The following is a 12,495-nucleotide window of genomic DNA, read 5'->3' as shown; positions in this document are numbered from 1 at the left end:
GTGGCGGCTCTGCTCGTAAGGCAGAGTTCTCCCTTACTGTTATGATAAGGACATTACCTATATGAGCATGATTGGATATCTACTAGCAGCCGTTGGTTTATACGCACTTTACACAGACGGTATCGTTTTAGGCTGTGTTATTTTTTTCATCGGTGGGCTCCTCGCCGGCAAGCTATTTTTCTGCTTACGAAGTCTAGGCGTAATAATAATTGCTGCCTCAGCCGCATATGGTTATCACAATAGCTTTACACCTGAAGTGTTGTTCTGCCTTGCTGTGGGTGTATTTTTAGCCACCTTTAATCGTAATCGATCTTCGCGTAACAACGATGGTGATGACGATGGATGGGGCATAGATATTGATTTTTTCTCATCCGATTCGGATAGCAGATGCAATAATAGAGACAGCGGAAGTTGTGGTGGTGACTCCAGTGGCGGCGGGGATTAATCTACTATAGGAGAGCCTAGCTCTCCTTTGTCATTTCAGATAGATAATCGCTATTTATCTCTCAGTTCAAAAAGCTGCTCTAAGATCGAAACATTTCTTTTTATAGATTCCAGCTCTTTTGGCGACTGACCATTTTGCTCTGCAAAGGCTAGAGCGTCTTTGCTGATTTGTAACCAATCCCTTTTGGTGTCGATGTTCTCATTCATACTAAAAGGCGCAGCCATTCTCATTGCATCTTCATTAGAAAGAAGTCCCTTTTCTTGTAGGTCACTCACCATAGCGCCGCGTTCGCGTGTAGAAATATTAGTGACATCATATCTGTTTGCAATGCCATTCAAAGCGCTTTGTGCATTACGCGCTTCTTTACTCAGATGCACATCGCCACTCGAAGCTTTAACACTATTGCCAGCGCCATGCGTCGTATTAACAGATCCTTTACTTTGAGTTTGATAAACCTGAGCTGCGTGAGAAGTTTGGTTGACTTGCATAATGATTTCCCTACCATATAAAATGCATATTAAAAACATCAAAGCAACTAGCATGCCAACCAATAAATATCTTAAGCTTTCTCAACTATAGATGCTTAGAATCAGCGCTGTAGCCTAGATCAACTTAGTTCTACGCTTATGCTCTACCGAGCAAAACTTGGAATTTAAGCGCAAAGCCTGCCGCTTTTCGGCAAGCTATTGCCCCCTTTTTACAGGCATAACTTTCTAAATTCAGATTTAATGCTCAACGAATATTCTTTACTATTAACGACATATATAGAGTCACTATAACTTTAAGCCCTCTTATGAAATTTCATCAGCTCGCTTTATCCGCTGCTTTGGCCATTACAAGTTTACTTGTCAGCTTTGCTTCTTTTGCTATTACGCAACCGAACGATATCCGACAACAAACAGAATCATTTTTAAAGGGCGAACTGGCTTGGATTAGTGATGATATAAACGAAAACAATCAAACTAGCCTGCGGATTAAACAAGCTTCGACTCATCTAATAGAAACCATTGCAGTCTGGGACGCTAATCACGAGCTGATTTTCCCAGATACCCAATCCAGTACTCACCTTAACGATTACATAGTGACGAACAACTATCCCCGCTTAGAAGCGTTATTGCAGACAGCTACCCCAACTGCTTGGGAAGCATATGACATCAACGTGGATGCTTTATTCTTTTGTCAAAGCGAAGGGATTTCAGTCTGTTTATTGCTTAAGACAGCAGATCTTGCAGCTGCTCTTGGCATCCAAAAAGATCTTTTAGTAACTGGGTTACTAGCAGAAAACAAACACTTAGCGGCTCCTGGAAATGACGGTTACTTTTATGGCCTTATCTTAATTTTGCTAACCATCTTAATGGGTAGCACCGCCTATATTTTCTTTCAACGAAAAAATAAAGAGAGCATTGCTACAAGTCATGACACGAATGATATTTTCGAGATGGGTGATATGAAAATCGACCCACGGCGCATGTGTATCACCCGTGGCGATTATAGTGAACAGATTTCTGTAAGAGATTTAAAACTTCTGACTTGCTTATTCCAACACCCGGATGAAGTGGTTAGCAAAGACAAGCTTTATAACGCAGGTTGGGGACGCGATTTTGTACCGAGTAGCCGATCCCTAGAACAACATATTGTGACTCTCAGAAAGAAACTAGACCCTAAGCGCCAATATAAACCAGTCATCGAAACCGTACATGGCCAAGGGTATCGCTTTCCTAAAGAGTCCTTATAATTTATTGATTTTTCATTATTTTTTTAAATTTCTTTTAAAAATCTGACACTTTACTCCACTTAAAAAACTTAAATAGCCTGTAAAAAATCGTGCTGACTTCATCGTCGGCACGATAAATCAAAGGCTATAGCGTCCCTCTAAAATCTCATCAGTGATCCCGATCACTGATCAGCTTTTGCAGCTGAACCTAGATGCCTTATTGCTTGAAAAGGTTTACGTATGTGGAAGCTAAATAGCTATTCTTGGCTGCTCTCGTTCTTACTACTCATCGTTCCTTCATTAGGATTTAGCGCTAGTTCTGTCAGCGATACTCCCACAAAAGTGGAAAGCATCATGACGCAGGAAAAATTGCGTAAGCTCTACCCCTCCCCATTTGTTGTTGGAGAGAAAGACAACACTATTGATGTTTGGCCGCTGTTTAAAGAGGAAGTCACTGGACTAAATCAAGTAGGTTACATTTACGAATCGATCGACTTCTCTTCTATCCCTGGATTTATGGGTGTGCCTTACAACTTACTCGCTGTCCTCGACAGTGAGGGCTCGTTTGTCGATGTGCGCGTTCTATTCCACCGAGAACCGATGTTTGTAGCCGGTATTGGCGAACAACCCATGTTTGATTTTGTTGATCAATATAAAGGGTTATCTCTGATGCAGAATATTAAATTCAGCGATAAGCAGGGACAAAAGAAGCCAAACGACAGTAAAAATATCTATCTTGATGGTGTGACTGGCGCTACCGCATCCATTCGAATTTTAAATCAAACCCTTCTTTCTTCAGCAATCAAAATTGCCAGAGCCAAATTAGGTTTTGGTGGCAGTAAAGATCCAGACCTAATTGCCAAAATAGACCACGATATCTTTGAAGTAAAAGGCTGGTCCGAGCTAATCGATAGCGGCCTGATAAACAAAATCCTATATACCAACGCTGAAGCCGAAGCCCTTTTCGCAGGCACTCAAGCAGAAGGACGAGATCCGATTGCTCTTAAGCAACCGAAAGGCAATTTTGTCGAGCTTTACGTAATGGATCTCGCTATCCCAACTTTAGGAAGAAACCTATTAACCCCAGAATCTTGGGAATTTTTACAAGAAAACTTAGAGGCTGGCGACCATGCTCTATTGGTAGTCAGTAATGGGCGCTATTCCTTCATGCACGAGAATACACTACGTGCAGGGATTTCTGATCGCTTACTTTTAAGGCAACAGGGCTTGCCAATAGAGATGCGTGATCTTGATTTTGACGACCGCCTAGATCTGATTCAACCCGATTACAAAATCAAATTACCTGAGCCTCTAAGCCAAGCAGACTGGATGGTATATAGAGTTATCGATACATCAGGAATCGATATTTCCTTACCCTTAGAGTTCGATTTAGGTATCACCCGAGGACAATCAATCTCCTACCTTCCTAGCACAACTAAAGAGCTTAAATTCAAATACAGCGTGCCTGATGATTACTTTTATGAACCCGATATCAACGGTAAAACATGGCAACCGATTTGGGAGGATCGACTTGGAGAGATAATCATCCTATCACTGGGTTTAGTTGTTCTATTTATCGTCTTAATTAAACAGGCGCATGTCACTAAACATAAAAAATTCTTCGCCTATTTCCGAATTTGTTATCTGCTATTCACCCTATTTTTTATCGGCTGGTATGCACAAGGGCAACTATCAATTGTAAACATTACGGGTGCCATTCAAGCACTGATGGCTGGCGGTAACTTAAACTTCTTCCTTTACGATCCTATGACAACCCTCCTTTGGGGCTGTGTCTTTATTACATTCTTTATTTGGGGGCGCGGTACATTTTGCGGATGGTTGTGCCCTTTTGGCGCACTTCAAGGATTATCTACAAAATTACTGACGTCTTTAAACATCAGACAATTTGAACCATCAAGCCAATGGGATAAGCACTTTAAAAAGCTGAAGTATGTTGTGCTACTTCTGATACTTACCTGCGCTTTTACCTCTCCGATCTGGACAGACCGTCTCGTAGAGATTGAACCGTTTAAAACCAGCATTACCTTTTTCTTTGTTCGTTCTTGGCCCTTTGTCATTTGGGCTCTGCTCTTAGTTGCGCTCAGTGTGTTTGTCTATAAAGGCTACTGCCGTTATGTCTGCCCTTTAGGTGCCGCTATGGCGATACTTGGAAAACTACGTTTACTCAATTGGCTACCAAGACGTGATGAATGCGGTAGCCCATGCCAGCTATGCAAGCAGCGCTGCGAGTACAGATCAATCGAACAAACTGGCCAGATCGACTACGACGAATGCTTCCAGTGCTTAGATTGCGTCGTTATCTACGAAAACGACAATCTCTGTGTCCCGCTTATCGTCGAAAAACGTCAAGGTCGGAAGCTCAAAACCCGACCACATAACCACAAATTAATAGCCACGTGTGAATAAATTAACCGTTCAATGATTAAGGAGCATGCAATGAATACCAATCTATATCCGCAGTGCCTGAGGGAATTATTAGACAGCGAAGTTTTCGGTGAAGCGGCATCACTAGCTCTATACGAGGTGGCTAAAAACTCTACCGATAAATATAAATTTGGCACTTTATTGCAACTAGAAACAGAAACTAAGGCACGTCTCAGACCTTTTTTGTACCGTTACCATATCGATCTGTACGAAGAAATTGACGAAGCCCAAATACTAGGTTTCGTAGAACTATATCTACAAAGTAGCTGGGAGCAGTTTATTGCCACCTTTAAACCTATGGTCTTGCAATACCTTGAAAGATTTAAAGAGATAGCAGAGCTGGGGCCTGACCAGGATCATGAAATTCTCCAATCCATGGTAGAGCATGAAACCGCAATTCTAACTTGGTTAGATCTGGAACTAGAAGGTCAAGGAGGGCGCTCATTGCACGCCATTATTGCTCAGATAAACTATCCTTTGCAGAGGCCTAAATTAAGGACAGAAAATGCTATCCATCTCAATTAACTGGCCACTATCGTAATCTAAGCGCTGCAAATCACTCGCTTAGTTTTCTTATAACTATTACCATTCACACTCAACTAATTTAAAGAAGTAGAAAGTATGTCTTTACCACCTTGCCCTGAGTGTAATTCTGAATTTGTTTACCAAGATCAAGAGCTATTGATCTGCCCTGAATGCGCTCATGAATGGAACCCTACTGAAGCGGATGCTGAAGAGGACGTCTTTGTTGTTAAAGATTCCAATGGCACGCAACTCGCTGATGGCGATAAGGTAACTTTAATCAAAGACCTTAAGGTTAAAGGCAGCTCCATAGTCTTAAAGATCGGAACAAAAGCAGTGATCAAGCGTATCGTTGAAGGTAAAGATCACGAGCTGGACTGCAAAGTGGATGGTGCAGGCGATATGATGGTAACTGCTAAGTTTGTCAAACGCGCTTAACTCATTCTTTGTTAATACTGGTAGGCATTGCTTACCAGTATTAATGACTCAGCTGCCCCCGCCTAGAAGAAATCACAACAGAGAAACTTGGTTTCTCCATATTATCTAAGCATCTATTGACTGGTATTTTTAACCAAGCTTAATGCCACAAACTTGACCTTATCCCCTGTAATTCAACAACATTTAAGCGCTGTACCATAATCACTCCTATACTTCGTATACTTGCTAGCAACGATTAAGGAAGACATTGATTTGGCAGTAATAATTAAGTTGTCTTATTTGCTCTGCACTATGCTCCTGCTATTTTCACTTTCCTCTTCGCAAACTTTCGCTGACGGAAAAAAACAGGTGCTTGTGATTGAGAGCTATCACGCATCATTTAAGTGGGATGCAGACTATCGCCGCGCTATCCAAGATACGCTTCAAGATTACGCCACCATAAAATTCTTTGAAATGGATACCAAGCGGCTACCTCCAAATCTACACCCTAAACAGGCTGAAGCAGCATGGGACAGATATCTAAAGAGTGAGCCAGACTTAGTTATTCTAGGCGATGACAATGCATTAAAATTTTTGGGGCCTAAGTTTGCTAGAAAACAGACGCCTGTTGTCTATTTAGGTATTAATAATAATCCCCGTAACTATTTTGAATATACCTTCCTGCCTAAACACATATCTGGGGTTCTAGAGCGCCCTCTGATGAAGCGCTCGGTTATGTACTTACAAGAAATGACAGAAAAACCGATGGAAAAGGTTTTAATTCTTTTCGATACCGGTACCACCTCAAAAACGATTGCTAAAGAGGTCTTTCAGGACAAAAATAAACTGCGAATTGGGTCAGCAACAGTCCATGTAAAATTTATCGCTGAACAAAATCAATGGCAGGAAGCTATTCTGCAAGCTTCAGATCAAAAATTCGATGCCATTATTCTCGGTCTATATCACACAATTACCGATGCTAAGGGGGTTCATGTACCCTCTAAAAACATCATTAAATGGACTTCAAAAAACTCCATGATCCCCATTTTTGCATTTTGGGAATTCTCAGTAGGAAAGGATATGGCGATTGGTGGACTCGTGTTAGACGGTTATTCTCAGGGTAAAGCTGCTGCAACCATTGCGTTAAGAACACTACAAAATGAAGAAGATCAGAGATCTGAACCGGTTATCAGCAATCAAGGTCAGTTTGTTTTCAGCCGCTCGCAATTAAAAAAATGGAATATCCAATTGCCCACCCACCTTCAAGATAAAGCAATTTACCTTCCCTGACCTACTTATGATTAGGTATGTGCTTTCCAAAGGCCAGCTACATCCAAGATCTTTTGATCTACAGAATTTATCCCAAGCCCCGTACGAGGTTCTAACCATTGCAAACGTTGCCCCTCCTGCGCTTTCAATTCCCCTTTCCATTGAGTGATCAAATAGTAATGCAGCAACTGCTTCGCTGTTAACTCAAAATTATGAGAACCTAAAAAACCATAAGATAACGGTATAATACCCAATTCTTCATTAATCTCACGAAACAAAGCCTGCTCTTGGGATTCTCCGTGCTCGATATGGCCGCCCGGTATATTAATTCGGTAAGTAGATACAGAATCTTCGTAATAGCGACGCTCAAATAAAACCTTGCTACCCGATACAACAACAAAACAGACGCATTCAACAGGACTAGACATAGAAAGCTTCAACCAAGTAATCGGGGGTCATACGCGAAAATGCCGGTTTTCGTTTAGCAATAATGAGAAAGAAGGGTTAATAGCGATTTAACCTTAAGCTCCAATCACCACCACAAGCATCTTCGCAGGCTTCTTCGGAATCGAAAATAATCTGTTGAGTGGGCTTATTTAGCTTTACACCTGCTTGAGCCAGTTTTTCGGTGATTAAACTTTTTAAAAACTGATCCTCATGGGCATTTCTAGCAAGCGTTAGAAGTGATTCATCATCAAAGACAGCAACAACCTTTAGGGATTCAGGGTAACGAGAAAAATCCACTTTATGAGTAATCCAGCAGAAACCTGGTACTGATTCCAACGCAATATCACAAACCTCAGTCAGCGTTTCACGGAGTGTTTTTTCTAGTTTTTTATCTGATTTTTTCATTTCGCTTTTCGAAATAACCATAGCTTCTAGGAAAGATGATCATAACTGATTTAGCATTAATAACCCCACCTGATCCTCGCATAAAGATTAGATGCATTTTCAAATTGACCGAAGAAGGTATGTGCTTCTTGACCACCAAAAAGATTCGCGCCAACGATCAGTTGTAACTCATCACTGAAACGATATTTTGCCGAAGGTCGATGATAGTAGTCATCGTCTGTTGGCGAATAAAAACTAAACCAACTGAGTGTTAGATTATCCTGCAAAGCCCGATAATTTAGGCGCAGCGTCCATAGTTCGCGGTTCTTATCTGGTCGATAAGGTGAGTTGCCATCATTAGCAATCAGCGCGGCATAATCTTGTGTGTGTTCAAGATAATACTGCAACCCTACTGTAAATTTCGGTAATAGTTCCTGCTCATATCCGACTAAAAAGCGAACTTGGTTATTGGGTAGCAGCGGATTTGATCCTTGGTCGTCTTCACCCTTATACCAAGCAATTTCACCGTGCCCTATTCCCTTGCCGATATTGGCTCTTAAGCTTGCCCCAACAGCTTTTAATGGCGAGAAATAGGTATCACCTTGGGTATTAAGTGCATTGGGTTGTTTCCAAAAGCCTCTATAGGCATATAAAGCCCATTCGGTATTATTCGCTCCCCATTGCGCATTCCCATAGAAACGCGCCGCGAATTCACCGTTTGTAAAGCTTTCTTGGGGATAATCCGGAACCAACGTATATTCAGGAGAGGCTACCTGCTGGCCTACCAAAGGTGAGAAATAGGAATAACGCTCACCGTTAATAAATTGATCATTAGTAAAAACAGGCGTCCACACCAAATCTAAATTCGCTTTATTACCATAGTAAGCAAGTTTGATGCTGGTCGATGGCGCTTTTAAGTATTCATCATCGCGCCCAGAAAAAAATGACTGCCAATCCTTTGCAAATAGATCATTCAGGAACAACAAATCACCCGTTCCCCAGGTTAATACCTGATGTCCTAAACGCAGATCCAACGAATCACTAAGTTGTAGATCAGCCAATGCTTCCCTTAGATTAAATTGAGTAGCTCCTTCCACCCCATCAGTGTAAAGATCGGCTTTGAAACTATAACGGTTATCGTTCGAGAAGAGTTCTGTTTCTACCCGTCCTCGAAGTTCAGCAAGGGTTTCATCTTCATCTAAAACAGGATCATTACTGAATCGCCCACCTGCACCCAATTCGATAAATCCATGCCACTGGGTAGTTTCGCTAGCCTCGTCATCCCAATCACTTTGCTCCCAATCATCAGATTGTGCTGCAGAACTAACGGCTATAAGGCCTAATAGAAATAAGCTTGCCCGAAACATCACTGCCTCCGAAGCCACTGGCGAGGCGGCTTACGCAATGAACGTTCTGAAAACACAGCTTGCTCCATACCCAGATCATATTTCTGATAACGGAACTCCATGATTGTTTCAGCTCCACTACGCAGATCCATCGCCTTGGATTGGATTACTGTGATATTGCCTTGAATCACATCGCTTTTGATTACCTCAATACGGCGATAAAGCTGGCCGTTATCGTCGAGATATTCAATTTTTTCCGGCAGATAATTTTGTTTATTAATCCATGAGGAATAACCACTAAACTCAACCTCTGCAGCTTTTATAGGCGTGCTTTTAATTTGATAGAAGCTTCCACCTGTTTCGATCAATTGATGGGTATCTTCTTCGATACCACGTCCAGATACATCCTCATAAAAGAAATGTGAGCCAACAAAGCTAGTTCGTTTATCACCAGCAGAGATACGTTTAACCAAATCTAGCCCTGGAAGATATAACCAACGGTCATCATCTTTACCGGGTGTTTTAGCAACTAAGAACGCTGTATTTCTCACATCTGATGGACGGCTAAAGACAACCAGAAAATCCTGCTTACCGCCATCCTCTCGATCTCGTCTTAAGATCGTAAATTGCCGTTTTTGCACTCGCCCTTGACTATCTTTTATTAACATCCGCGCTTCAGATCGTCCATCATCTCCGGCGTAATATGCAGTCAAATTTGCCTTGGCAACAATCTCGTTTGCATCCGTTAAATCCGCGGCCAGCGTGTTGCTCACATTAGTCGCCAACACACTTACCAAAGCCCCAAAGAGCGTTGTTTTTAAAAAGTTAGGTTTATACATTTTGCTTTTCCTCTGTGGATACGCTGCTCTTTGGTTCACCAAAAAGTGAGGCTTTGTTTCTAATCAAGTGGATCACGGCAGGCAGTAAAATCACTGTGACAATCGCAGAGATACTCATGATTAACGCCAAGAAAAATCCAACTGTGATGTAAGGCACTAACGGTGCAAAAAGTAAGGGGGTAAAACCGACTGCAACCACTATTGCATTGCGACTAATCGCTCTAGCAGGCCCTTGATAAACTTCATTAACTGTTTTTGGCCAGTTGCCCGTACGTCGATAGATAGCACGGCAGCGCTCCAAAAAATGGATAGCGAAATCGACAGATAGACCTAAGGTCAATGCCGATAGCACAGCTATTGGCATGTCATAGTCCTTGCCAATAAAACCGATCAGGCCATAGATAACCAAGATGGTGACCGTAAGGGGCAGCATGGCGAGTAAACCAATCTTAATTGAACGGAACAGAATCACCATTATCAGTAACACCATAAAGAACGCGCTGATCAAACTGTTCAACATGCCATTTACCATCTGTTCTTGCCAAACGACGTTAATGTAGGTCAGCCCCGCCCAATTCATTTGAACACCTTGCGGTAGAGGGTTTTCAGACACAAATCGATCAACCAGCTCAATTACTTGACTCATATCTTGGTTATCACCGCTTCTGAGCTGCAGCCACAGTAAAGTGGCATCGTACTCAGGTGTAACCATATGCCAAAGGTCATCAGGGCGATGAGAAGATTGAAAGCTCAGTACCGTTTGAGCGGCTGCAGAAGCGTCAGAAGGCAATATAAACTGTTCATCAGTCCCGCCTCGTAATTCACGATTAACCGTTTTAAGTAAGGTACCTAGAGAGTTAGTTTTACCCACAAGTTCAGATTGATCTAAGTAACTCTGTAGCTGATCTAGATACGCTAAACCTTCAGGTGAGAGAAAGTACTTTGCCTTTTGCTGAGCTACTTCAACCTTGTCCAGCAATCTAAGCCATAAGGCTTCATTAGCAGGGTCATCAAAAGATAGATCATCGAATGCAAGGGCAAGCGCCTGTAAACGTTTACTCGGTGAATACGCCTGCGTCTGTGCTCGCAGCTGAATTATTTTCATCAATACCGCCTCAGGCAACGGCTGGCTTGTTAGCTCCTTCCAAAAAGACTCACCTAATTGTTCAGACGGTTTCTCCAGCACAAGGTAAGCATTATAAGTCCCAGCAAAATGAGCGTTCATAACCCGGTCTGCTATACGTAGGCGATGATCCTCTTTAAACCAACGCACTGGGTTATCGTTAATTTGAATGGTACTTACACCATAAATCGATAGCGCTGATATAAGCGAAAAAACAATCAGGATCCCCTTAGAGCGGTTAGTAGAGAAACTCCCTGCAGCGCTCAGTAGCCAACTTAGTTTTTCCGATGAACCCTCTCTCACCGAATGATCTTTAAGCGCCTGTAAACGCTGTGGCGATAGACTCACAATAAATGCTGGAACAAGGAAAACGGTCAGAACAAAGGCCAACATAATGCCAAACGCAACGTGCAGACCAAAAATTTGTACAGGTGGAATCGGGGTTAACGCCAAAGAGGCGAAACCCACTGCAGATGTGATCGATGTGTACAGCATCGGTGTGAATAGATGGCCTAGTACCTCTTTTAACGCCTGCTTTGGATCTTCCCCCGGTTTATATCTATCAGAAAATTCAGAGAGTAAATGCACTGAATCTACAACAGCTATAGGCATCAAAAAGATAGGGATCATCGAGCTCATGATATGTACGGCATAACCCTGCCCTATCAATGCGCCCATAGTCACAATAACTGTTGCCATGGCTACCAGCATAGGCGCTGTAATCAACAACATTGAGCGAAAGAAAAGCCACATAAGGGCAAAAATCATTAAACCAGCTAAAGGTGCAGAGATTGCCATTTGAATAAACATCTCAACCCCAAAGGTATCTTCAGCAACAGGCAAACCCGCAATATGAAATTCGTTACCCGAATCTGGATATTTCAGTTTTAATTCATCAATTACTGCTTGAATCTCGCCCGCTAAACGATAACTTTCTGACTTATTAATGATCGGAATATAGATAGCAGCAGCTTTGGTATCTGCCGATACCAAAGTATTTTGTAACAGTGGTAGACGTTCGACAGCGGCTTGAATTTTATCTGCTTCAAGCTGAGTTGAAGGAGCAGTATTCATCATCCATTCAAACAAGATGGCTCCGTCCTGTTCAAATGACTGACGAATGTTATCAACTGTGTTTAATGCCAATAAATCTTGGCGAACCACCCCATCCATGGAATCAACAACTGTAGAAATATCATACAACACCGATAGCGTTTCAGGGTTATATACCCCCTTTTCCTGTAGGGTATTCACAATCCCAACTACAATCATGTCATGTAAGCCAAAGCGCTGCTTCACTTGATCATGAAACATACGATCAACCTGGTCGTGAGGCAGCATGTTCTCTGGGTCTGTATCAATTTTAATATTTGAAATCGGTAAAAGTGCTGTAAAAACAAGCGCTAAGATCAACCCAAAAACAAACTTAGGTCTTTGCATTGGTAAGACCAACCAGTTAGATTTTTCCCTCATTTTCCCCTCAATTCGACCAAAACCCACAAATATTAGATAATACTAATATATAAAAGAAATAATAGTCAAAT

12 protein-coding genes are annotated in these 12,495 nt (G+C 42.0%); 6 read left to right on the top strand and 6 right to left on the bottom strand.

What is annotated here, in order from left to right:
* Positions 1 to 61: 61 nt before the first annotated feature.
* The gene (locus ACMXYP_RS05505) at positions 62 to 445 is read left to right on the top strand and encodes a hypothetical protein (RefSeq protein ID WP_415884013.1); all 384 of its coding nucleotides are present in this window, start codon (positions 62 to 64) and stop codon (positions 443 to 445) included.
* 50 nt (positions 446 to 495) lie between these two features.
* Here ACMXYP_RS05505 and ACMXYP_RS05500 read toward each other — a convergent pair whose 3' ends face one another.
* Positions 496 to 933, bottom strand: coding sequence for a hypothetical protein (locus ACMXYP_RS05500; protein WP_415884012.1), 438 nt, complete (start codon positions 931 to 933; stop codon positions 496 to 498).
* A gap of 305 nt (positions 934 to 1,238) precedes the next feature.
* Between ACMXYP_RS05500 and ACMXYP_RS05495 the strand changes: the two genes are divergently transcribed.
* The 5 genes from ACMXYP_RS05495 to ACMXYP_RS05475 all read left to right on the top strand — a co-directional run bounded on the left by ACMXYP_RS05495 (position 1,239) and on the right by ACMXYP_RS05475 (position 6,833).
* Positions 1,239 to 2,180 (top strand): winged helix-turn-helix domain-containing protein, encoded by a 942-nt coding sequence (locus tag ACMXYP_RS05495; RefSeq protein WP_415884011.1) that lies wholly within the window; start codon positions 1,239 to 1,241, stop codon positions 2,178 to 2,180.
* A 333-nt stretch (positions 2,181 to 2,513) separates the two neighbouring features.
* Positions 2,514 to 4,586, top strand: a complete 2,073-nt coding sequence (locus ACMXYP_RS05490; RefSeq protein WP_415884010.1) for a 4Fe-4S binding protein — start codon at positions 2,514 to 2,516, stop codon at positions 4,584 to 4,586.
* A gap of 30 nt (positions 4,587 to 4,616) precedes the next feature.
* Entirely contained in the window at positions 4,617 to 5,129 is a 513-nt protein-coding gene (locus ACMXYP_RS05485) for a hypothetical protein (RefSeq protein ID WP_415884009.1), read from the top strand.
* Between the two features lie 96 nt (positions 5,130 to 5,225).
* The gene (locus ACMXYP_RS05480; RefSeq protein ID WP_415884008.1) at positions 5,226 to 5,564 is read left to right on the top strand and encodes a zinc ribbon domain-containing protein YjdM; all 339 of its coding nucleotides are present in this window, start codon (positions 5,226 to 5,228) and stop codon (positions 5,562 to 5,564) included.
* Between the two features lie 252 nt (positions 5,565 to 5,816).
* Positions 5,817 to 6,833 (top strand): ABC transporter substrate-binding protein, encoded by a 1,017-nt coding sequence (locus tag ACMXYP_RS05475; protein ID WP_415884007.1) that lies wholly within the window; start codon positions 5,817 to 5,819, stop codon positions 6,831 to 6,833.
* Between the two features lie 11 nt (positions 6,834 to 6,844).
* Here ACMXYP_RS05475 and ACMXYP_RS05470 read toward each other — a convergent pair whose 3' ends face one another.
* The 5 genes from ACMXYP_RS05470 to ACMXYP_RS05450 all read right to left on the bottom strand — a co-directional run bounded on the left by ACMXYP_RS05470 (position 6,845) and on the right by ACMXYP_RS05450 (position 12,391).
* Positions 6,845 to 7,240 carry an NUDIX domain-containing protein gene (locus ACMXYP_RS05470; protein ID WP_415884006.1) on the bottom strand — a complete coding sequence of 132 codons (396 nt, stop codon included), beginning with the start codon at positions 7,238 to 7,240 and terminating at the stop codon, positions 6,845 to 6,847.
* A gap of 76 nt (positions 7,241 to 7,316) precedes the next feature.
* Complete coding sequence (locus tag ACMXYP_RS05465) at positions 7,317 to 7,664, bottom strand: Fis family transcriptional regulator (protein WP_415884005.1); 348 nt, start codon at positions 7,662 to 7,664, stop codon at positions 7,317 to 7,319.
* A 56-nt stretch (positions 7,665 to 7,720) separates the two neighbouring features.
* Positions 7,721 to 9,010 (bottom strand): hypothetical protein, encoded by a 1,290-nt coding sequence (locus tag ACMXYP_RS05460; protein ID WP_415884004.1) that lies wholly within the window; start codon positions 9,008 to 9,010, stop codon positions 7,721 to 7,723.
* Positions 9,010 to 9,828, bottom strand: a complete 819-nt coding sequence (locus ACMXYP_RS05455; RefSeq protein ID WP_415884003.1) for an outer membrane lipoprotein-sorting protein — start codon at positions 9,826 to 9,828, stop codon at positions 9,010 to 9,012. The genes ACMXYP_RS05460 and ACMXYP_RS05455 overlap by 1 nt, the downstream gene beginning before the upstream one ends.
* Complete coding sequence (locus tag ACMXYP_RS05450) at positions 9,821 to 12,391, bottom strand: efflux RND transporter permease subunit (RefSeq protein WP_415884002.1); 2,571 nt, start codon at positions 12,389 to 12,391, stop codon at positions 9,821 to 9,823. Before ACMXYP_RS05450 ends, ACMXYP_RS05455 begins: the two co-directional genes overlap by 8 nt.
* Positions 12,392 to 12,495: the final 104 nt, after the last annotated feature.

This window comes from Neptuniibacter sp. QD34_54, assembly GCF_047778055.1.
Taxonomy (GTDB): Bacteria; Pseudomonadota; Gammaproteobacteria; order Pseudomonadales; family Balneatricaceae; genus Neptuniibacter.
This window is presented reverse-complemented; position numbering and strand designations above follow the sequence as displayed.

Excerpts from the sequence above, each read along its gene's own strand:
- ACMXYP_RS05480 (WP_415884008.1), top strand. The coding sequence starts at position 5,226 with ATGTCTTTACCACCTTGCCCTGAGTGTAATTCTGAATTTGTTTACCAA.
- ACMXYP_RS05505 (WP_415884013.1), top strand. The coding sequence starts at position 62 with ATGAGCATGATTGGATATCTACTAGCAGCCGTTGGTTTATACGCACTT.
- ACMXYP_RS05470 (WP_415884006.1), bottom strand. The coding sequence starts at position 7,240 with ATGTCTAGTCCTGTTGAATGCGTCTGTTTTGTTGTTGTATCGGGTAGC.
- ACMXYP_RS05500 (WP_415884012.1), bottom strand. The coding sequence starts at position 933 with ATGCAAGTCAACCAAACTTCTCACGCAGCTCAGGTTTATCAAACTCAA.
- ACMXYP_RS05455 (WP_415884003.1), bottom strand. The coding sequence starts at position 9,828 with ATGTATAAACCTAACTTTTTAAAAACAACGCTCTTTGGGGCTTTGGTA.
- ACMXYP_RS05460 (WP_415884004.1), bottom strand. The coding sequence starts at position 9,010 with ATGTTTCGGGCAAGCTTATTTCTATTAGGCCTTATAGCCGTTAGTTCT.
- ACMXYP_RS05485 (WP_415884009.1), top strand. The coding sequence starts at position 4,617 with ATGAATACCAATCTATATCCGCAGTGCCTGAGGGAATTATTAGACAGC.
- ACMXYP_RS05490 (WP_415884010.1), top strand. The coding sequence starts at position 2,514 with ATGACGCAGGAAAAATTGCGTAAGCTCTACCCCTCCCCATTTGTTGTT.
- ACMXYP_RS05495 (WP_415884011.1), top strand. The coding sequence starts at position 1,239 with ATGAAATTTCATCAGCTCGCTTTATCCGCTGCTTTGGCCATTACAAGT.
- ACMXYP_RS05450 (WP_415884002.1), bottom strand. The coding sequence starts at position 12,391 with ATGCAAAGACCTAAGTTTGTTTTTGGGTTGATCTTAGCGCTTGTTTTT.
- ACMXYP_RS05465 (WP_415884005.1), bottom strand. The coding sequence starts at position 7,664 with ATGAAAAAATCAGATAAAAAACTAGAAAAAACACTCCGTGAAACGCTG.